This window comes from Caballeronia mineralivorans PML1(12) (genome assembly GCF_001028175.1).
Lineage (GTDB): Bacteria > Pseudomonadota > Gammaproteobacteria > Burkholderiales > Burkholderiaceae > Caballeronia > Caballeronia mineralivorans.
Genome location: NZ_AEJF01000126.1, coordinates 1 through 19,181 on the forward strand (window position 1 = coordinate 1; position 19,181 = coordinate 19,181).

Genomic DNA, 19,181 nt, shown 5'->3' on the forward strand with positions numbered 1-19,181 from the left:
AGAATGGACGGCGATAGCAGCAGCAGTTCGGCGCGCGCGCCGGCGTCGTCGATGGGCACAACGAATTCGTCGAACGGCAAACCGCTGAACTTTGCGAGCAACCAGCCTCTCAACGACCACGACGAATAGTTCTTGCTGCTGATGGTGAGCGTAGCTTTCGTCATATGAAGCTCCTCGGTTCGCGCGGCCACACGCGCAAAAATGCGCGACGGGTGCAGAGACGCACCAAAAGACGGCAATTTCAGCGCGTGTTCAGGAATGTCGCAAGGGATGTGCCACTTTCAGCGACGCCTAAGCTGGCACTGCATGTTGGCATATGTATTGCGTTGTTTTACAACATTCGACAATACGCGCTCAAGCGAAAGGCGATGAATCCATTCGCATACTCCGGCTATCAGGCGATGGCAGACCTCACGCTGCCGGTACGCCACGGCGCGGCACTGATCAATCATGCGCTCGATGCATGGCCGCTTATCGCCCAAACGCCTCAGGGCCGTTCACTGCGGGCCACATGCGACCTGCTGGCGCTTTCTGCGCTGACGCATAGCCGGCGCCCGTTCGCCATCGACTCGGTGGAAATGGACGGAAAAAGCGTGCGCGTGGTCGAGGACATCACCCTTGCCACGCCGTTCTGCTCGCTGCTGCATTTTGCGAAAGAAGGGGCGCCTAAACAACCGCGCGTGCTGGTGATCGCGCCAATGTCCGGCCACTTCGCCACGCTCCTGCGCGGCACGGTGCGCACCTTGCTGCCCGACCACGACGTCTATATCACCGACTGGACCAACCCTCGCGATGTCTCGCTGATGCAGGGCCGCTTCGGCTTTGACGAATACGTCCAGCACGTCATCGACTTTATTGTCGCGCTGGGTCCCAACACCCACCTGCTTGCTGTCTGCCAGCCGACCGTCGCCGCCCTCGCGGCCGTTGCGCTGATGGCCGCCGACGATCATCCGCTGCAACCGGCGAGCATGACGCTGATGGCCGGTCCTATCGACACGCGCATCAACCCGACCTCCGTGAATGTGCTGGCTAAAAGCAAGCCGATTGAATGGTTCGAGCGGAACCTGATCAGCGCCGTACCGTGGGGTTCTGCCGGCGCGGGGCGGCGCGTTTATCCGGGCCACACGCAACTGATGGCGTTCATGTCGATGAATCCGTCGCGTCATTTCGATGCGTTCGAAGACATGGTTTATCAGCGTGCCAAGGGCGACCCCGCCAAGGCCGAGGCGATCCGCATATTCTATGAAGAATACTTTGCGACGATGGATCTGACGGCCGAGTTTTATCTCGAGACCATCGACACGGTCTTCCAGCGGCACGCGTTGCCGCTGCACGAACTCGAAGTGCGCGGGCGCACGGTCGACCCGTCGCTGATCCGGCGCACAGCGCTTTTAACAGTAGAAGGCGAACGCGACGATATCTGCGCGGTAGGCCAGACGCTCGCCGCGCAGGAGCTATGCAACAAGTTGCGCCCGTACATGAAGACCCATCACGTGCAAACGGGCGTGGGTCACTATGGCGTGTTCAACGGCAAGCGTTGGGAACGCCATATCTATCCACGCGTGCGCGCAATGATCCACGACAACGAGCCAAACCCGGTGGTTATCAACGCACGCGCGCAGCCTTTGCAGTCGCTAGCGCCACTCACGCGACCCGTCGTACCGCGCATGGATATGAATGCGCAGTCCGAAGGGTCTTGATGAATTAACCGCCTAGGCCACGTTTCACGCAGGTTGCTGGCTCTTCCATGGCGTGAACGCTGGAACCTCGCATGGCCCCTCTACGTCGATGGTCGTGAAGTTGGCAGGACCGACTATCTCCAGATACTCCATGTCCTCGGAATAATCGAAGAGGTAATGCACGATTCCCGGCGCCTGATGAACGCAGTCACCGGTCGCGACCAGGGTCTCCTTGTCGCCGTACATGAAGCGCGCCCAGCCCTTGAGCATGATCACAATGTGGAATTCGGCCTCATGACGGTGCCAACCTGTGCCTTGCTCTGGTGCATTGTTCGCCTTGACGAGTTGCGCAACCACCTTGCCTCCGGTCGCGCCTGCAATGCCTAAATCACGATAAAGAAAAAAATCGCGCAACCCCTGATCCTCATAAGGGGTGTCTTGTGGCCGGATATGCGAAAAGCGAGTGGCAAGTTCGAACGTTTCAGTTGACATGGGCGCGCTCCGGTTGGGCAAGCAAAACCGTCGAATGGAAGGGCTAGCCACTTCGCTATGCATCAAGCGTTCCATAGCGCCGGGCTTGTTCCTTAGACAAAACCTAAGGAGTGCTCGCACCTTCAAAGTAGTACTTTAAAAGCACGTTTATCGGTTAGCAATCCACGATGAAATTCTTGGAAAGACATCGCCCATAAGCAATAGTGTGTTGCTAAACTTCGCTGCATGGCGGTGCGCAGCGCGAGCCATCCCGGGTACGTTCACTGGAGAAATCGACACATGTCCTACATCAGCGTCGAGATCAGAGCCTATGATGAAGCGCGAAAAGTGGTCACCGTCGCGTTCAGTGAAAAGTGGCCCGTCAAGCTGTCCTCTGCTGTCATTGCAGAGTTGACCCTTGAAGACTGCGACACCATCGGTCGCGACGGGGAATTGGCCGAATCCGGTTTGACCGATGACGAAGCATGCGTCCTTAAGATGCTGTTCGAGGACGAGGGAACGATTGAAGACTTCTTGGCTAATCCCGCCCGGCTGATTGGTTGCGCTAGCGAACTCGACGACTGAGCGAGATAGCTTGGCAAGACCAGGGATTAGCTCATTGACGGCCCTAAGCCTAAAGCACATGGATTCATGTTTTGCACGTTCAGGCAAGAACGCGCGAGGATCGGTCTATCGTCCAGGCATCGCATCATGGTCCCATGAAGGCTCATTCAGCACAGGAGCCAATGATGCAGAAAACATGGTTTATCACGGGCGCCAGTCGCGGCCTTGGCACGACTATCGCTAAAGCTGCCCTCCAGGCGGGTGACCGGGTAGTCGCCACGGCGCGCAAGCAGGAAGATATCGTCAAGGGTCTGGGCGCGGACAACGATCAACTGCTTGGCGTTGCGCTGGACGTCACGGACGCGGCCCAGGCACAAGCCGCCGTTCAGGCCGCCGTGTCGCGATTCGGATCGATCGATGTGCTCGTCAACAACGCGGGCTACGGCCATCTGGGATTCTTCGAAGAGAACACGATCCAGGACGCGCAGGCCCAGTTCGCCACCAATCTGTTCGGCGTCTTCAACGTGACCTGGGCGGCGCTACCCGTGATGCGCGCTGCCCGTAAAGGGCGGATTTTCAACCTCTCGTCGATTGCCGGCATTCTCGGCGTGGAATCGTGCTCACTCTACAGCGCCAGCAAGTTTGCGCTCGAAGGATTCTCGGAGTCCTTGTCCAGGGAAGTCGCGCCGTTTGGTCTCTTCGTGACGATCGTCGAGCCCGGTCCTTTTCGTACCGACTTCCTCACCGGCGAATCGCTCCGCTTCGGCGACACCGTCGTGGCCGATTACGACGACCGGCGCGATCAGCGGCGAGCCTATTTCGAGCAACGCAATGGTCAGCAACCGGGTGATCCCGCGAAGCTTGCTGAAGCGCTGGTGCGTCTGGCAAACGAGGCCGAGCCGCCGATGCGTTTTATCGCGGGATCGATGGCTGTTAATGCAGCGGATGCGAAACTCGCTGGCATGCTCGCCGAACTCGATCGCTGGCGGGCGCTTTCCGTCGGTACCGACGGTCACTACGCCGCTTAGCGAGCACCCTCTATCTGGATCAGGTCAGCGCCGCATCGAACGGGCGCTGACCCGCCTGCGTGGATAATCGGAACGTCTGCTTCCGAGCCACGCTGGCGGCGGGTGAACCCGTCCCCCAGCACGGCGGGGCCGCCTTCAAAGCACCCTATTTCGGCTTTGCCGGTTGCCGACACGTCGGCATGCAGCCGCCCACACGCCTCTCTCCCCGCACGCCCTGCCCAACGCAAGATCCGCCATCGCGGACCAAATCGTGGTCTCCTGCTATCCATGTCGCAGGCGCCCGGCGTACAACGCTAGTTTTTTTCCTGCCGACCACAATATTCCCGATTGTGAAACGTCTCCCTATGTATGGAACCGCCGCCGCCCACGAACCCGATGATCGATAGAAATAGCGACATCACCGCAACCGTCTTGCGTGAGCGTACGAAACTCGGAAATTTTATCCGGCGTCGCGTGCGTGACCCGAGCGACGCTGAAGACATCCTGCAGGATGTGCTTCACGAGTTCGTGCAGGCGTACCGGCTTCCTGAGCCTATCGAACAAGTGAGCGCGTGGCTGTTTCGCGTAGCGCGCAATCGCATCATCGACCGCTTTCGCAAGAAGAAAGAACAACCCTTGGCTGAAACCGCCGCGACCGACGAGAACGGCGAGCATGCCGAGCACGCTGACGACGAATATCGGCTGGATCTCACGCTGCCTGCACAGGATGCCGGACCGGAAGCCGCCTACGCCCGCTCGGTGCTCTTGGCAGCCTTGCAGCACGCGCTGGACGAACTGCCGGACAACCAGCGTGACATCTTCATCGCCCACGAACTCGAGGGGCGCAGCTTCAAGGAACTGGCTGCCGAGAGCGGCGTGAGCCTGAACACGCTGCTCGCGCGCAAGCGCTACGCGGTGCTGCATCTGCGCGCCCGCTTGCAAGCCGTATATGACGAACTGGATATTTAAAGGAGAAAGTAGATGAATTTCAGACTGAGATTCCTCCGCAAGGCACTGCTGGTTATTGTGGGCATTGCCGTGCTGGGATGGATGGTGATGACCTTATGGAACTGGGTTGTCCCGGCGCTGTTCGTCGGGGCCCGTGCGATCGATTTTGCGCATGCCCTGGGCCTGTTGATCCTGAGCCGGATCTTGTTCGGCGGATTCCGGGGACATGGCGGCTGGCGTGGACGCCAGCAGTGGCGCCGCTGGGAACAGATGACGCCCGAAGAACGCGAAAAGTTTTCGAAGGGTTCGATGTGCGGTCGCGGCAAGCCGCAAGGGGACAGTGTATGAGCGACACGTCTGCGTCCACTTGCAAGCAGGCACCGGGCGTGATCGCGCCGGTTGTGAACTTCAATCGATGCGAGGGCAAGGCCGATTGCACGGTCGTGTGTCCCGAGGACGTTTTCGAAATCCGCCGGATCGACACGGAGGATTATCAGCGCCTGGGTCCGCTGCAGAAATTCAAGCTGCGCGTGCACGGAATGAAGGTCGCGTACACGCCGAACGCGGACGCGTGCCGGGCGTGCGGCTTGTGCGTGACAGCGTGTCCCGAGCGGGCCATTACATTGGCCCGGATGAGTTGAGAAGAGGTTACCAAGCGGATGGCAAGCGCTCCGGCCGAGGCATGGGGGGCATTTTCCTGGTCATGCCGGTGCCCGCCGTTACCAGCCATGCTCACCCGGCGCTCGGCGGCCACCACGTTTTTCTTTTGTATGACCGCACCTTCGGCCGTGACGTTGCAAGCCGCCCGCAAGCGATCCACCAAACGATCGCCCAAGCGAATTAGTCTTTTAATCCAGGCATTTACGATGCATCCGCGTGGCACTCAGAATCACCCCGCCACGCGCTTCCCACGCACAAAAAACCCGCTTTTTTCAGGTTGCGATGCGAATCGCCGGGCCGGTACAGCCCTCTTGAAAGCAAAATCAGGCAAAATTCGATGGTTAACCCCGGTTTTCGACGCAGCCGGCGGCGCCCACCCACCTTTTTTTCTCGAGATAAGCGATGAGTACCGAGCAACCCACGATCATCTACACCCTCACCGACGAGGCTCCGCTGCTGGCGACCAGCGCCTTCCTGCCCATCATCCGCACGTTCACCGCGCCGGCTGGAATTCGCGTCACCACCAGTGACATCTCGGTGGCTGGCCGCATCTTGGGTGAGTTCCCTGAATTCCTGACCGAAGATCAACGGGTGCCCGACAACCTCGCCGAACTCGGTCGCCTGACCCTGCTGCCGGACACCAACATCATCAAGCTGCCCAACATCAGCGCCTCCGTGCATCAGTTGATCGGCGCGATCAAGGAACTGCAGGGCAAGGGCTACAAGGTTCCGGATTTCCCTGAAGAACCGAAGACCGACGCCGAGAAGGCCATCCGCCAGCGTTACTCCAAGTGCCTGGGCAGCGCCGTGAACCCGGTGCTGCGCGAAGGCAACTCGGACCGCCGCGCGCCCGCCGCCGTGAAGAACTACGCCCGCAAGAACCCGCATAGCATGGGCGAGTGGAGCATGGCTTCGCGCACCCACGTGGCCCACATGAAGCATGGCGACTTCTATCACGGTGAAAAGTCCATGACCGTGGACAAGGCGCGTGACGTGAAGATGGAACTGGTCACCAAGAGCGGCAAGACCATCGTGCTGAAGCCGAAGGTGTCGCTGCTGGACGGCGAGATCATCGACAGCATGTTCATGAGCAAGAAGGCGTTGTGCGACTTCTACGAAGAGCAGATGGAAGATGCGCGCAAGACCGGCGTGATGCTGTCGCTGCACGTGAAGGCCACGATGATGAAGGTCTCGCACCCCATCGTCTTCGGCCACGCGGTCAAGATTTTCTACAAGGAAGCCTTCGCGAAGCACGGCAAGCTGTTCGACGAACTGGGCGTGAATGTCAACAACGGCCTGGTCAACCTGTACGACAAGATCGAAAGCCTGCCCACCTCCAAGCACGAAGAAATCATCCGCGACATGCACGCGTGCCATGAGCATCGCCCGGAACTGGCAATGGTGGATTCGGCCAAGGGCATCTCCAACCTGCATGCGCCGAACGACGTGATCGTGGATGCATCGATGCCGGCCATGATCCGCATCGGCGGCAAGATGTGGGGCGCCGACGGTCGTCCGAAGGACACCAAGGCCGTGATTCCGGAGAGCACGTTTGCCCGCATCTATCAGGAGATCATCAACTTCTGCAAGACCAACGGCAACTTCGATCCGGTCACCATGGGTACGGTGCCGAACGTCGGGTTGATGGCGCAGCAGGCTGAAGAATACGGCTCGCACGACAAGACCTTCGAAGTGCCCGAAGCGGGCGAGGCTCGCATTGTCGACATCGCCACCGGCGAAGTCCTGCTTACGCAGAACGTGGAAGAAGGCGATATCTGGCGCATGTGCCAGGTGAAGGACGCGCCGATCCGCGACTGGGTCAAGCTGGCCGTCACCCGTGCCCGCAACTCCGGCATGCCGGCAATCTTCTGGCTGGACCCGTACCGTCCGCACGAAGCCGAAGTGATCAAGAAAGTCGAGACCTACCTGAAGGATCACGACACCACCGGCCTGGACATCCAGATCATGTCGCAAGTGCGCGCCATGCGTTACACGCTGGAGCGCGTCATCCGCGGCCTCGACACCATCTCGGTGACCGGCAACATCCTGCGCGACTACCTGACCGACCTGTTCCCGATCATGGAACTGGGCACCAGCGCCAAGATGCTGTCCATCGTCCCGTTGATGGCCGGCGGCGGCATGTACGAAACCGGCGCGGGCGGCTCGGCTCCGAAGCACGTCAAGCAGTTGGTGGAAGAAAACCATCTGCGCTGGGACTCGCTGGGTGAATTCCTGGCGCTGGCGGTATCGCTGGAAGACTTGGGGCTGAAGACCGGCAATGCGCGCGCCAAAATCCTGGCAAAGACGCTGGATGCAGCCACCGGCCAACTGCTCGAGAACAACAAGAACCCGTCGCCCAAAACCGGGCAACTGGATAACCGCGGCAGCCAGTTCTACCTCGCGATGTACTGGGCCCAGGAACTGGCGGCGCAAACCGACGACGCAGCCCTGGCCGCACAGTTCGCACCGCTGGCCAAGCAACTGACCGCGGACGAGCAGACCATCGTGGCCGAGTTGTCGGCGGTGCAAGGAGAGGCAGCAGACATCGGCGGTTATTACAAGCCTGACTTCGACAAGCTGGAATCCGTGATGCGTCCGAGCAAGACGCTGAACGCGACGCTAGCCGCGGCTCAAGGTTGAGCGGTTTAACTGCGTTATAGCGTTCGTGGGCACGCAACCCTTCCGGCTTTGGCTAGCAGCCAAAGCCGGAAGGGAGCGTGAACAACAGGCTGGTTTTTTTCTACCGGTCCCAGTGCGGACACACCAGGGCGATTCCGGCCCGACATCGCCGATACCAACAAGCAGGCCGACGACCCGCTGGTCGCTGAAGAATCATGCGGTTCTGCTTCGCAGAAGACGCGCCGGTCAGAGGCCTTCGCCTGATCCGGACGGATGGCACAGACCCCGCTGCGCAACTTGCACGCAACGGGGCTTCCTTCTTACCCAGGTGTCACAGCGTCACGAACAGAACCCCATGCGGATCCTGCAAGGCTGAGGCAGCTCCGACGCTCGTTACTACCGGCGTGAGGTGACCGGTCGTGGTATCCAACTGCATGACCTGTCCCTGCCCTGCACTATATGCATCGCCCTGTTTGAACGGTGCGTCCACGCGGTAGGTTGTGTTGCTTGCGTCGGTGAAGAGCATGAAGGTCTTCAGCGTTGGCCCGGCTGCGGGAACCCAGCGCGTGTCGTCGACCGGATAGATCGGACCATCCTTGTCGTTGAAGAGCGTCAGCGTCAGCACGCTGACTGTCTGGCTCGCGCCCGGATTATGGATAAACACCAGCTTTCCGTCCGCCTGGCTGTCAAGCATCAGGTTGCCGGATGGGTCGATGGCTTCAGAGTCCGGGTCGGTGAGGCTAAGCGTAACCGGCTGGTTGAACGTGGGATTCGCAGCACCACCGACCGATGGCGTGAGGTCAGTGGCTTGAGCGTTGCCGGCAAGCACCGGGGCAACGTCGAACGTGGTGCCGTTCGGATTCAGCGTCAACGAGACAACGGTGGGCGCCACGCCGGGTGTGGTCGGGTTGGAAGCACTAACATAGACGGTGCCGTTCAGGAGCTGCATGTCGTCGTACCCGCCGCCGTGGACGGTCGGATTAACCGTAGCCTGATACGTCTTTTGCGCACCGGACCCGAGGTCGATGATGGTCAGCTCGGGATTGGCGTCTTCATTCGACATGGCCCACAACGTGTTCGTATCGGTACGTGCCATCAGCCCATCGACGTGTCCGGGAACGGTGTAGCTTTTTAGTACGTTGCCATTCAGATCGTACTGGACCACCGTGTTGGTCAGGCCCGGCACCGAACCGTCCTTTACATCGCCGGACATCTGATAGCCGATAAAGACCGTGTTGTTGTATTGAACAATCGAGTCCGGTTTAGCTTTCGACGAAGGCGCAGTGGCGAACACCGATAAGGAATAACCCGAAGCTGTAGCGGTATTCGGCACCTGCGCCGTATTAACCGGCGCCGACCCAGGTATACCGGGGGAGCTGCTGCTGCCGCCTCCGCATGCGGTGAGCAGCACTGCAGCAGACATTACACTTAGCAAACATTTAATTTTCATATCGTTATCCTAAAGAAACGCAGTCCGCGATCTAAATTTTTTGTGGGGGCTGTAGACGTGACAAGAAAATAAAATCCAGTCGAAGGGACTCGACGGATGAAGCACGGTTACATGACAAGCGTATGCCGCGATTGTGTCCGTGTAATGAAATGAAATATATAGGAGTGTTTAGTAAGATGCGTTTCGCCTGTATGCACGAAAGCCATTGCTATGGACATGCGTGATGTGTCCATGCGGTCCAATCATCCATAATTTTGCATTGCTAACGAGCTCTCCATTTGAATGGAACCGCTCGCCAAGTCACGGCATGATCAGGTTAAATCGATAAGCGTGCACGGACCTTTCGCTCAAGCCGCTCTATTAAGAAAGCTTAAGTCGATAGGCCGCTGCCACTGAATGCGACAGAGCAGAAACATACCCTATCCTCAGCCGCCAATCCTTATGGCAAGCTTAAGAACAGCTTTGAAACGAAAAAAATTGGCGTTCGAGAATAGCTAAGCCGCACTAAACTACTGACCGGCTTTTCCCATCGACATAACGTATGGGAATCTTTTCGGGGTCGATCCCATGAACGCAGAACACATTCACGCTAAATACGTTCTCGTCCATGCGCCGCTGATGGAAGGTGTAAATCCCACATGTCGAGCAGAAGTAGTGGCGTGCTTTACCGGTATTCCATTGATACAAACTCAACGCGTCTTCACCGGAGATCTCGCTTGACCGCCCGAAGCCATCCGGCCGCGAAGGGGCCGCGAGCTTAGGCCTAAGCTCGCGGCTCCCATGCCAACTCCATGAATACCCGGCAGAGCGCCTCCATTCCTTTGGCATCGTCCGCGTCGAAGCGATCGATTGAAGGGCTGTCCACATCCCAGACACCGACCAGGCTGCCGTCCTTCGCGACAAGCGGCACAACGATCTCGGATTGCGATGCCGAGTCGCATGCAATGTGTCCGGGGAATTCGTGAACGTCTCGCACAACCTGCGTCAGCCGGGTTTGCGCCGCAGTACCGCACACGCCTTTTCCCAGCGCGATGCGAACGCACGCCGGCTTGCCCTGGAACGGACCGACGACGAGTTCCACGCCATCGAAGAAATAAAAGCCGCTCCAGTTCAGATCGGGCAGCGCGTGATACACGAGCGCCGAGAAGTTTGCGGCATTGGCGATGTGATCGGTTTCATCGCTGAGAAGCGAGCGTGCCTGAGCGATGAGCTCGTCATATTGCGCCGCTTTCGGACCGGTTGATTGATGGACGGTGAAGGACATGATCGCGATGGTGAGCCATGAGCGCCATGACCGTCTTGGTCATGGCAATTGAAAGAACGACGTCTTTGGACCATAGCACAGCGCGTTAAATCCGGCAGGCACTACAGCATCGCCGGTGTCTGGATCGTGCCTGGCGTTAGCTTGGCGGCTTAGGTGCCTGACATGCCCGAAGGCGCCTGTTGAGCATGCTCCCGTGCCAACGCATCTTCCTTCGCTTTCTTGGCCGCCATGTGATGGCCCACGATACAACCGCCTGCGGCGCCTAGTACTGCATGGCCTTTGCCGACATAGTGGCCAGCCACGCCGCCCACGACAGCACCCTTCAGGCATCCCGCCGCCTGGACCTGTGCAGCGAAGCTCACTGTTGCGAGAGCGAGCGCCAACATTGCCAATTTCACTTTCATCGAATATCCCATTCTTGGTTAGAGCGGCCCGTGAAGACCACTCGGTTTCCTGGCTAAGGCACGGCTAGCGTTCAAGGCTATGCACCTTTTTTGCAAGCTGGCCGTTGGCGTATTAACCCGGCGACCAATCCTGTTCCATATGGAACGTAACTCACCGACTAGCGCCTGACGCATGGGATATAAATTAAGTTCGTCCCTGCGACACGCTAATCAATGGGGTCGACAATTGTGCTTTTCAAGCCGGATCAAAACACGGTTGGCCGCTCACGCCGTGCGCGGCAAGCTCAAGGGGTAACGAGAACGACGCCCGTGGAAAGCCGACCGGCTCCGGCCGGCTTTTTTGCGTCGATATTGTCAGCAACGTACAAGGCAGTCATTCGCATCGGTTTCGAACCCATTCAAACCTGCGATAACACCCACTCGCGAAATTGCTTCAAAGCCGGCCGCGTCTCAATGCGCTCCGGAAAATAGCAAAGATAATGTCCTTGCTCAACATCAATAGGAGCGCGCAACGGTTCCATCAGCTTGCCCGTGGCAAGGTTATCGCGGACCAGGAACTGCGGTACAAGCGCGAGCCCGAGACCCGCCTGCGCCGCCTGAATCAACACCGAGTATTGCTCGAACCGTGGTCCCGCCAGTGCGTTCATATTGCACACGCCATGGAAGTCCGCCCACTGTCCCCATACCAGCCCAGCTTGCCCATGCAGAAGCGGCGCCGCATCGGCCACATCCTGCAAGCAGCGCAGCGGCCGCCGCGACTGATATTCGGGCGCACATACCAGCACAAACGTGCGGCCATCGATGTAATCGCAAACCACCCCATCCCACGTGCCGTCGCCGTATCGAATCGCCGCGTCCAAATCGAGCGGAAACGAATCGCCATGCGCCAGATGCCGGCTAAAGCTGATCGTGACCCCCGGCGTACTGGACAGAAATCCGGGCAATCGCGGAATCAGCCATTTCGTCGTGAACGTCGGCACGCTTGCGATTGTCAACAAATCGCTCTGCCCGCCCGCGCTCATCATCTCGAGCGACGCATTGCCTATGTCCCGCAAAGGGCCGGCGACGCGCTCGAGATAGCGGCTGCCCGACTGCGTAAGCGCAAGATTACGGCCGTCGCGAATGAAGAGCTGCACGCCAAAGAGAGTCTCAAGCCCCGCAATTTGCCGGCTGACGGCGCTAGGCGTCAGGCCTAGCTCGCGCGCTGCCCGGGAGAAATTCAAATGCTTGGCAGCACTAGTGAAAGCAAGTAATTCCGTGACGTTCGGGTAGTGATGTTTCATCGGCGGTCCAGCGGTTTGCGTCGAAGTGTTCCGAATGCGCACAGCGCAGTGCGAGCTTTGTACGTTTTTTTCATGACGATGCCATGTCGTATCTGCACACTTGCAAGCAATCCGAAACCTCCCGCCCAGTTAATTCAAGGCCCATAGGCTTCGATTCGCTTTCAGATAAGTGCTCACATGCAAACTCCCGTCTTACCGGCTACCCAGCCAGGTGTTCCCATTCGTCGCAGCTCCCGGCGCTCCGTATCGGCCGGACGTGTCGTACTTCAGCTCGTCGCAGTGCTTTTTTCGATCTACATGCTGCTGCCGATCGCACTGTTATTGATCGGCTCCTTCGGCGAAACATGGACGAACACCGTGCTGCCAACCGGCATCACGGGACACTGGTTCGCTGATCTTGCCGCCGATACGAGCTTCCGCCGCGCCTTCGGTGTGAGCCTGATGGTCGCGCTGGCCTGTTGCTGCGCGACTGCTGTGGTAGGCCTTCCGCTCGCTTATGCCCTGCACTATCGCTCGCTGTCCGGGCGCGGTCTGACCGCGCGGCTCGTCGCGTTATTACCTGTAGGCGTGCCTGGGCTCACGCTCGGTTTTGGTTACATCGCCATATTTAGTGGTGACACCTTGCCCTGGCTCGGATCGCTGCCGCTGCTGATCGCGGCCCACACTGTGCTCACGTTGCCTTATCTGACGCAGACGCTGCTGAGCGACCTGCGTCACCTTGATATAGAACGTCTCGAAGCATGCGCCGCCACGCTCGGCGCAACACCGCTGCGGCAGTTCGTAACGATCGTACTACCCAATCTCAGGCAGAGCTTGTTCTCGGGACTCGTGATGGTAGCAGCGCTGTCTATCGGCGAATTCCAGGTCTCCAATCTTATCGCGGGCTTCCGTTACCGCAACTATCCGGTGGTGCTGCTGCAGGCGTTCTATGGTGCGACCGGTATGGCATGCGCAGCCACCGTGGTGCTCCTGTGCCTGGCGGTCATCGCGACACTCGTGTCGGTCAACACTGTTCAAAGGCTGAAGTAAAACGATGAGCCTCCATTTGGAAAACGTGAGCTTTACGTATCCCGGTGCACAGCACGGTATTGAAGCGGTCACGCTGGCGGTTGAACCCGGCGAACTGCTGGCCGTCATGGGCCGGAGCGGCTCGGGAAAATCGACCATCCTGCGGTTGACTGCCGGACTCCTAAATGGTTACGAAGGTCGCATCTCGATCAACGGCAAGGACGTGGCGGGTGTTCCCGTATGGCGCCGCGAAGTCGGCATGGTGTTCCAGCAATATGCGCTTTTTCCGCATCTGAGCGTGGTGGACAATGTGGCCTACGGGCTGCGGATGCGCGGCATGAGCGCGGCGAAACGCCGGACGCGCGCGCTCGACATGCTGGAACGGGTCGGACTTACCGAACATGCCGGACGCCGCACCACGTTGCTTTCCGGCGGCCAGCAGCAACGCGTTGCACTGGCTCGCGCACTCGCGTTCGAACCGAAGGTGCTGCTGCTCGACGAACCACTTGCAGCCCTCGATGCCGGCATCCGCCAGCAACTACGCGACGAGATTCGTTCGCTGCAACGCGCATGCGGCGCCACCACGCTTCTGGTCACGCACGATCAAGACGAAGCGCTGAGCCTTGCGGACCGGGTGGCCGTAGTCGATGGCGGCCGAGTGCTGCAAGTGGATACCCCTGAGCGCCTCTACACCCAGCCCGTATCCACGCAGGTCGCACGTTTCGTCGGTCATTCGAGCGTGATGCCGGGACGTGTCGTGGGCACCGGCGCCGTCGATGTTTCCTTCGCCATGCTCTTCGCCGATACCCGTGCGTTCCGCCCGGGCGACAAGGTCGATGTCCTCGTGCGTCCGGAACATGTGCAGCCCGATCCGCCCGAAGCTGCGATCAACCGGCTGGGCGGACGCAGGACCGAGGTGCGTTACTTCGGCGCGACGTGCCGTTACGACTTCGTCCCGGATTCAGCGCAGCAGCCGCTGTTGTGCGAAGGGCGCCAGCTCGCTGAACACGCCATTGCCATTGCGCCCGAACATCTGCGTGTATTGGCGGCATAGACCCGTCGACTTTCCTCATTCACATAGCTTCACGGAGAACCACAATGGTTGCAAGGCTTGGTCTTTTGTCGCGAGTCCGGCTGGTCGCCGGATTCGTTTGCGCGCTGTCGGCGCTGAGCGCGGCGTCGGGTGTTCATGCCGCTCCCGCCGCACCGCTTTATCCCGGCGAAGAAGCGCTGTACGCAAAAGCTGCTGACGAGGGCCTCGTGGTCTCGTTCGACACCGGTCCCGAATGGGCCAACTGGAAGTCGCTGTTCGCCGAGTTCAAGAAACGTTATCCGAAGGTCGAGATCACCTACAACGATATTGGCTCGGCCGCGACCGTGGTGGCACTCGACAAGGCCCGTCGACGCCCGCAAGCCGATACCGCGTACTACTTCGCAGCGTCTGCACTGGACGCGGTCAACAAGGACGTCGTAGCGCCATTCAAGCCGCTTAACTTCGACAAGCTGCCGCCCGTGTTTCGTGAACGCGATGGCCGCTGGTTCACGGTGCATTCGCTGAACATCGCGTTCCTCGTCAACACGAAACTGGTCAAGGACGTGCCGCACGGTTGGGCCGATCTGCTCAAGCCCGAGTATAAGAATTCTGTGGTCTATCTCGACCCGCGTTCGACCGGCCAGGGACAAGTCGCGGTCTTCGCTGCAGCTTACGCGTTCGGCGGCAGCGTCGACAACCCGAAACCAGGCGCCGACTTCTTCGGCAAGTTGCGCGAAGCGGGCAACGTGATGCGCGTGGAAGGCACTACCCCTTACGCGAAGTTCGTCAAAGGCGAAATCCCGATTTTGATCGGCTATGAAAATGACGGGCTGAAAGCGAAATACACCGACGGCATGGGCGACGCGGCCGAAGTGGTGATCCCGAAGGAAGCCACGGTGTCCGCACCGTACGCAATGAGCCTGGTCAAGAACGGACCGAACCCGGACGCCGCGCAACTCTGGATGAACCTCGTGATGAGCGACGTCGGCCAGTCGCTTTTCGCGCAAGGGTATGTGCGTCCTTCCGTGCCGGGCGTGCCGCTGTCGCCGGAGATCCGCGCGAAGATGCCCGACGTGCCGCAGGTTCATCCGCTCGACGTAGTCAAGGCGGCCGAGAAAAAGGCCGAGGTCGACCAGTTGTGGGCGCAGGCCGCGCTCGCCAAGTAAGGGGCACGCAGATGGATGTTTCGTCGATGCGCGAAGCCGGCCTCGTGCGCCGTTTCGGCGCGGTCCCGGCCGGGCTTCTCCTCGCGCTGTTCTTTGCGCTGCCGCTCGGCGCGCTGGTGGTGTCGGCGGGGGCGGATCATGGCTCCGCTTTCATGCGGCTGGCACAGGACCCGCTGGTCATCAGCGCATTCGGCCACTCGCTTGCGCTCGCGCTGGGGGCCGGCACGGTGTCGCTTGCCATAGGCCTGCCGCTCGCGATGGTGCTCGCCGCGCAGTCGCCTGAACGCCGTCGCTGGCTGCTCGCCATGCTCGGCGTGCCGCTGGCATTTTCGGGGCTGGTGATCGCATACGGATTCATCCTTGCCTTCGGCCGCGCGGGGTTTGTGACGAGTCTCCTCGCGCATATAGGCGCCGATCCGGCCAGCGTGGGTTCGTTGATCTACACGACCGCGGGCCTCGTCATGGCTTACGCGTATTACCTGATCCCCCGCGTTGCGCTGATGCTGTTTCCGGCTATCGCCAACCTGGATCGCCGGCCGCTCGAAGCGGCGCTCACGCTGGGCGCGTCGCCGCTGCGCGCGCTTATCGACGTCTCGTTGCGCGAGCTTTGGCCGTCGATTGCCGCGGCGTGGTGTCTCGTGACATCGATCGCGCTCGGCACCTATGGCACCGCGCTCGCGCTGGCCGGAACGCAGATCAATATCCTGCCGCTCCTGATGTACCTGAAGCTGTCCGACGGACAGACGGATTTCCCGCTGGCTGCCGCCCTGTCGCTGGTGCTGACCGCCGGCTGTACCTGTGTTCTTGCGTTAGGGGAATGCCTTGCACGGCAACGAAGAAATTGATTGGTCAAACGAAACTTATCTCGCGCTGCAAAGGCTGGCCGCTCGCCAGACCGGTCCGGCACGGCATGCAACACCTGTGGGACTGATCGGCCCGCGCGAAGCGACAGCGGAGCAACTGACGGCAGCCAGGGGCATCGCGTATGTGTTGGCCAGCGCCGGCATGGCGCTTCTTTGCGGCGGCAAAGGCGGAGTGATGGAGGCGGCCGCTTATGGCGCGAAGGCGGCGGGCGGCGTGGTGATCGGATTACTGCCCGAAGACGACGCAGCCGCGGCCAACGAATATCTGACCGTGGCGCTGCCGACAGGGCTGGGGATAACACGCAACGCGCTGATTGCACGCGCCTCGGTGTGTTTGATTGCGGTCGGTGGCGGGCTAGGCACGCTGTCCGAAATGGCGCTTGGCCTGCAGTGGGGCAAGCCGGTTTTTACGTTGCTCGGCGCACCGCAGGTGCCGGGTGCAGAGGGCTTCGACAATGCGGACTCGCTTGCAATCAGGGTGGCGAACTGGCTGGCATCGGAGGGGAAGTAGACAGTAACCGTTGAAGGTTGAACCGGGTCTCGGACGCTCACCGAAGACCCACAGGCCTGCATCGCGGTATCCCGGCAGGACGACTATCCGAATCACGTTTTCGATCTTTACTTAATTAATAGGTATCCTAATCATGATGAAGAAAACAGCATTTGCATTCCTGGCGCTGAACAGCGTCTTTCCTGCCGCTTTTGCGCAGGGCAGCGTCACGCTGTACGGCATTGTCGATGCAGGTCTCGGCTACACAAGCGGCCAGCGCGTCGCGCAGTCCACTGGCGCGGCAGGCAAGCCGATCGTTTATGCAAATGCCTCCAACTATTCGTTCGCGAGCGGAACCTGGTCGGGCGACCGCTGGGGCCTCAAAGGCAAGGAAGAACTGGGTGACGGTCTCGCAGCCATCTTCCAGTTGGAGAATGGTTTTAATATCGGTACCGGTCAGCTCGGTCAAGGCAGCCGTGAGTTCGGCCGTCAGGCATGGATGGGTCTGTCGAGCACAAAATTCGGCAAGGTCACGCTCGGGCGCCAGTACGATCCGATCGTGGACTTCGTCGGCCCGATCAGCGCAGGAAACTTCCTCACGGGCATGGGCGCTCATCCGGGCGATCTGGACAACATCGACAACCAGGCCCGCGAGAACAACTCGATCAAGTACACCAGCCCTTCTTTCTCAGGTCTTCAGTTAGGCGCACTGTACGGTTTCGGCAATCAGGCCGGCAGCGTCAAGAACCAGAGCACGTGGAGTCTTGGCGGCCAATACGCGAACGGCCCGCTAGCCATCGGTGCGGCGTACATGCAGGCGAACAATACCTACGGCGCCAACAGCGGCGCGTGGACCGGTTCGTACGACGGCACGTTCTCGTCGTCGATCAACGAAGGGTTTGCATCGGCCAGGAACCAGCAGATCATTGCTGCGGCCAGCACATATCAGATCGGCTTGGTGACGCTCGGGCTGGCGTATAGCAATACGCAATACACGGCCGGCAGTTTCTCGCTGTTCAAGGGCAAGGAGACGTTCAACTCGGCGGGCTTGACGGTGTCGTATCAGGCAACACCGACGGTGCGTGTCGCCGCGGGTTACGACTACACGCGCGGCAGCTCGATCAACGGCGCGTCGGCTCCCAAGTACAACCAGTTCAACCTCGCCTCGTTCTATAGCTTCTCGAAGCGGACGTCGCTCTACGCACTCGTCGGCTATCAGAAAGCGAGTGGTAAAACGCTCGACGCATACGGCAATACGGTGAACGCGACTGCATCGGTTGGCGACGTCGGCAACGGTATCTCGTCTGCGACCAATACGCAGACGCTGGTACGCGTAGGTATCCGTCAGACGTTTTGATGTTCTGATTTAGCCCGCGCGCTCGCGCTTGCCCAACACCTGGCAACAAGCGCGATGCGCCGGGCGGCAACCCACAGGAAAACAAGCACACACTTAGTTGCCTTGCTAACTATTATGTGATTTAATCGCCCCATGTTCGATCACTGCCTTTACTTCAATTCTGCTGCCCTCGCCCGTCTCGTGGAGCGAGAGTGGACAGCTGTCTATGCAGAATTTGGACTGACACCGCCGCAGGGATTTGTACTTCGGGTTGTGCTGGCTTCCCCCGGCTGCCTCAGCAGTCAGGTGGCAGAGATCCTGGGCATAGCGCGCCCCACTGCAACAAGGCTGATTGACAGTCTCTGCGAAAAGCAATTAGTCGAACGCCGTCAAGCCAAGGAAGACGGCCGGGAGTGGACAGTTCATGCGACTCCAGCCGGTTTGGCACTTGATCGGCCAATCAACAATGCCAGCGCCAAGATTGCCCGGACGTTGCGCGCGAAGATCGGCCCGGAGATGTTCGAATCTGCGGTCACTTCCATGCATGGAGTGAGAAAGGCGTTGGTGTAGATCAACGGGTCTTTTCAAACACCAATAGTTGTCTTGCTAATTATTATGGAGACGATCAGATGAATAACGAGTCCCGCCGGATGGCAGCGATTGAAAAGCGCGCGCGGTGGCGAGGTTCGTCGGCACAAGCTGTCAACGCTGCTATCGCGGTCCTTGGAATAACACTGCTGCTGGTCGCGCTTGCCTGCTCTGTCTCAAGCACTCGCGCAAATAACACACGGTGTCTTCAGGCATTCGCAAGCGACCAACACCGTACTCTCGAAGCATTTCTTCGGGATCCGGCGCTGCAGGATTCGCTCGGTTCAGCGATCGATCACTGTTCGCGGTGAATGGTGGTCGATCTTCATCTGGCGCCTGACACCGCTC

Annotated in this window: 19 protein-coding genes and 1 pseudogene; 14 read left to right on the plus strand and 6 right to left on the minus strand. The window is 59.7% G+C overall.

Annotated features, from left to right (window positions below; genetic code table 11):
* Window positions 1-164, minus strand: a pseudogene (locus EOS_RS20195) (glutathione S-transferase); the annotation flags it as partial.
* Between the two features lie 204 nt (window positions 165-368).
* On the opposite strand from EOS_RS20195, the gene EOS_RS20200 reads away from it, so the two are divergent.
* Window positions 369-1,700 carry a polyhydroxyalkanoate depolymerase gene (locus EOS_RS20200; RefSeq protein ID WP_047848512.1) on the plus strand — a complete coding sequence of 444 codons (1,332 nt, stop codon included), beginning with the start codon at window positions 369-371 and terminating at the stop codon, window positions 1,698-1,700.
* A gap of 24 nt (window positions 1,701-1,724) precedes the next feature.
* Here the strand turns inward: EOS_RS20200 and EOS_RS20205 are convergent, their stop codons facing one another.
* Window positions 1,725-2,171: a cupin domain-containing protein gene (locus EOS_RS20205; protein ID WP_047848469.1), complete on the minus strand. Its 447-nt coding sequence runs from the start codon at window positions 2,169-2,171 to the stop codon at window positions 1,725-1,727.
* Window positions 2,172-2,450: 279 nt separating this feature from the next.
* On the opposite strand from EOS_RS20205, the gene EOS_RS20210 reads away from it, so the two are divergent.
* From EOS_RS20210 to EOS_RS20235, 6 genes are all read left to right on the plus strand, one after another.
* Complete coding sequence (locus tag EOS_RS20210; RefSeq protein ID WP_047848470.1) at window positions 2,451-2,735, plus strand: hypothetical protein; 285 nt, start codon at window positions 2,451-2,453, stop codon at window positions 2,733-2,735.
* A 161-nt stretch (window positions 2,736-2,896) separates the two neighbouring features.
* Window positions 2,897-3,742 (plus strand): oxidoreductase, encoded by an 846-nt coding sequence (locus EOS_RS20215; protein ID WP_326972941.1) that lies wholly within the window; start codon window positions 2,897-2,899, stop codon window positions 3,740-3,742.
* 348 nt (window positions 3,743-4,090) lie between these two features.
* Window positions 4,091-4,690 carry an RNA polymerase sigma factor gene (locus tag EOS_RS20220; protein ID WP_047848472.1) on the plus strand — a complete coding sequence of 200 codons (600 nt, stop codon included), beginning with the start codon at window positions 4,091-4,093 and terminating at the stop codon, window positions 4,688-4,690.
* A gap of 12 nt (window positions 4,691-4,702) precedes the next feature.
* The gene (locus EOS_RS20225; RefSeq protein ID WP_047848473.1) at window positions 4,703-5,017 is read left to right on the plus strand and encodes a hypothetical protein; all 315 of its coding nucleotides are present in this window, start codon (window positions 4,703-4,705) and stop codon (window positions 5,015-5,017) included.
* Window positions 5,014-5,310 (plus strand): 4Fe-4S binding protein, encoded by a 297-nt coding sequence (locus tag EOS_RS20230; RefSeq protein ID WP_047848474.1) that lies wholly within the window; start codon window positions 5,014-5,016, stop codon window positions 5,308-5,310. The genes EOS_RS20225 and EOS_RS20230 overlap by 4 nt, the downstream gene beginning before the upstream one ends.
* 421 nt (window positions 5,311-5,731) lie before the next feature.
* The gene (locus tag EOS_RS20235) at window positions 5,732-7,969 is read left to right on the plus strand and encodes an NADP-dependent isocitrate dehydrogenase (protein WP_047848475.1); all 2,238 of its coding nucleotides are present in this window, start codon (window positions 5,732-5,734) and stop codon (window positions 7,967-7,969) included.
* Window positions 7,970-8,279: 310 nt separating this feature from the next.
* Here EOS_RS20235 and EOS_RS20240 read toward each other — a convergent pair whose 3' ends face one another.
* The 4 genes from EOS_RS20240 to EOS_RS20255 all read right to left on the minus strand — a co-directional run bounded on the left by EOS_RS20240 (window position 8,280) and on the right by EOS_RS20255 (window position 12,349).
* Entirely contained in the window at window positions 8,280-9,398 is a 1,119-nt protein-coding gene (locus tag EOS_RS20240) for a hypothetical protein (RefSeq protein ID WP_047848476.1), read from the minus strand.
* 763 nt (window positions 9,399-10,161) lie between these two features.
* On the minus strand, window positions 10,162-10,662 hold the full coding sequence (locus tag EOS_RS20245; protein WP_047848477.1) for a GAF domain-containing protein: 501 nt from the start codon (window positions 10,660-10,662) through the stop codon (window positions 10,162-10,164).
* A 149-nt stretch (window positions 10,663-10,811) separates the two neighbouring features.
* Window positions 10,812-11,066 carry a hypothetical protein gene (locus tag EOS_RS20250; protein WP_407639164.1) on the minus strand — a complete coding sequence of 85 codons (255 nt, stop codon included), beginning with the start codon at window positions 11,064-11,066 and terminating at the stop codon, window positions 10,812-10,814.
* A 398-nt stretch (window positions 11,067-11,464) separates the two neighbouring features.
* Entirely contained in the window at window positions 11,465-12,349 is an 885-nt protein-coding gene (locus EOS_RS20255) for a LysR substrate-binding domain-containing protein (protein ID WP_047848478.1), read from the minus strand.
* 177 nt (window positions 12,350-12,526) lie between these two features.
* Here EOS_RS20255 and EOS_RS20260 point away from each other — a divergent pair, with 177 nt between their 5' ends.
* The 7 genes from EOS_RS20260 (at window position 12,527) to EOS_RS20290 (ending at window position 18,815) form a co-directional block, all read left to right on the plus strand.
* Window positions 12,527-13,378, plus strand: coding sequence for an ABC transporter permease (locus EOS_RS20260; RefSeq protein ID WP_047848479.1), 852 nt, complete (start codon window positions 12,527-12,529; stop codon window positions 13,376-13,378).
* A gap of 4 nt (window positions 13,379-13,382) precedes the next feature.
* Window positions 13,383-14,411 carry an ABC transporter ATP-binding protein gene (locus tag EOS_RS20265; RefSeq protein ID WP_047848480.1) on the plus strand — a complete coding sequence of 343 codons (1,029 nt, stop codon included), beginning with the start codon at window positions 13,383-13,385 and terminating at the stop codon, window positions 14,409-14,411.
* A gap of 44 nt (window positions 14,412-14,455) precedes the next feature.
* Window positions 14,456-15,556 (plus strand): extracellular solute-binding protein, encoded by a 1,101-nt coding sequence (locus EOS_RS20270; RefSeq protein ID WP_047848481.1) that lies wholly within the window; start codon window positions 14,456-14,458, stop codon window positions 15,554-15,556.
* 11 nt (window positions 15,557-15,567) lie between these two features.
* Window positions 15,568-16,401, plus strand: coding sequence for an ABC transporter permease (locus tag EOS_RS20275; RefSeq protein WP_047848482.1), 834 nt, complete (start codon window positions 15,568-15,570; stop codon window positions 16,399-16,401).
* A complete protein-coding gene (locus tag EOS_RS20280; protein ID WP_047848483.1) occupies window positions 16,379-16,930 on the plus strand; it encodes an SLOG cluster 4 domain-containing protein in 552 nt (183 codons plus the stop codon). Before EOS_RS20275 ends, EOS_RS20280 begins: the two co-directional genes overlap by 23 nt.
* 136 nt (window positions 16,931-17,066) lie before the next feature.
* Complete coding sequence (locus EOS_RS20285; protein ID WP_047848514.1) at window positions 17,067-18,266, plus strand: porin; 1,200 nt, start codon at window positions 17,067-17,069, stop codon at window positions 18,264-18,266.
* A 132-nt stretch (window positions 18,267-18,398) separates the two neighbouring features.
* Window positions 18,399-18,815: a MarR family winged helix-turn-helix transcriptional regulator gene (locus EOS_RS20290; protein WP_047848484.1), complete on the plus strand. Its 417-nt coding sequence runs from the start codon at window positions 18,399-18,401 to the stop codon at window positions 18,813-18,815.
* Window positions 18,816-19,181: the final 366 nt, after the last annotated feature.

Coding starts and splice junctions, on each gene's coding strand:
- EOS_RS20200 (WP_047848512.1), top strand. CDS start 369: ATGAATCCATTCGCATACTCCGGCTATCAGGCGATGGCAGACCTCACG.
- EOS_RS20205 (WP_047848469.1), bottom strand. CDS start 2,171: ATGTCAACTGAAACGTTCGAACTTGCCACTCGCTTTTCGCATATCCGG.
- EOS_RS20210 (WP_047848470.1), top strand. CDS start 2,451: ATGTCCTACATCAGCGTCGAGATCAGAGCCTATGATGAAGCGCGAAAA.
- EOS_RS20215 (WP_326972941.1), top strand. CDS start 2,897: ATGATGCAGAAAACATGGTTTATCACGGGCGCCAGTCGCGGCCTTGGC.
- EOS_RS20220 (WP_047848472.1), top strand. CDS start 4,091: ATGGAACCGCCGCCGCCCACGAACCCGATGATCGATAGAAATAGCGAC.
- EOS_RS20225 (WP_047848473.1), top strand. CDS start 4,703: ATGAATTTCAGACTGAGATTCCTCCGCAAGGCACTGCTGGTTATTGTG.
- EOS_RS20230 (WP_047848474.1), top strand. CDS start 5,014: ATGAGCGACACGTCTGCGTCCACTTGCAAGCAGGCACCGGGCGTGATC.
- EOS_RS20235 (WP_047848475.1), top strand. CDS start 5,732: ATGAGTACCGAGCAACCCACGATCATCTACACCCTCACCGACGAGGCT.
- EOS_RS20240 (WP_047848476.1), bottom strand. CDS start 9,398: ATGAAAATTAAATGTTTGCTAAGTGTAATGTCTGCTGCAGTGCTGCTC.
- EOS_RS20245 (WP_047848477.1), bottom strand. CDS start 10,662: ATGTCCTTCACCGTCCATCAATCAACCGGTCCGAAAGCGGCGCAATAT.
- EOS_RS20250 (WP_407639164.1), bottom strand. CDS start 11,066: ATGAAAGTGAAATTGGCAATGTTGGCGCTCGCTCTCGCAACAGTGAGC.
- EOS_RS20255 (WP_047848478.1), bottom strand. CDS start 12,349: ATGAAACATCACTACCCGAACGTCACGGAATTACTTGCTTTCACTAGT.
- EOS_RS20260 (WP_047848479.1), top strand. CDS start 12,527: ATGCAAACTCCCGTCTTACCGGCTACCCAGCCAGGTGTTCCCATTCGT.
- EOS_RS20265 (WP_047848480.1), top strand. CDS start 13,383: ATGAGCCTCCATTTGGAAAACGTGAGCTTTACGTATCCCGGTGCACAG.
- EOS_RS20270 (WP_047848481.1), top strand. CDS start 14,456: ATGGTTGCAAGGCTTGGTCTTTTGTCGCGAGTCCGGCTGGTCGCCGGA.
- EOS_RS20275 (WP_047848482.1), top strand. CDS start 15,568: ATGGATGTTTCGTCGATGCGCGAAGCCGGCCTCGTGCGCCGTTTCGGC.
- EOS_RS20285 (WP_047848514.1), top strand. CDS start 17,067: ATGAAGAAAACAGCATTTGCATTCCTGGCGCTGAACAGCGTCTTTCCT.
- EOS_RS20290 (WP_047848484.1), top strand. CDS start 18,399: ATGTTCGATCACTGCCTTTACTTCAATTCTGCTGCCCTCGCCCGTCTC.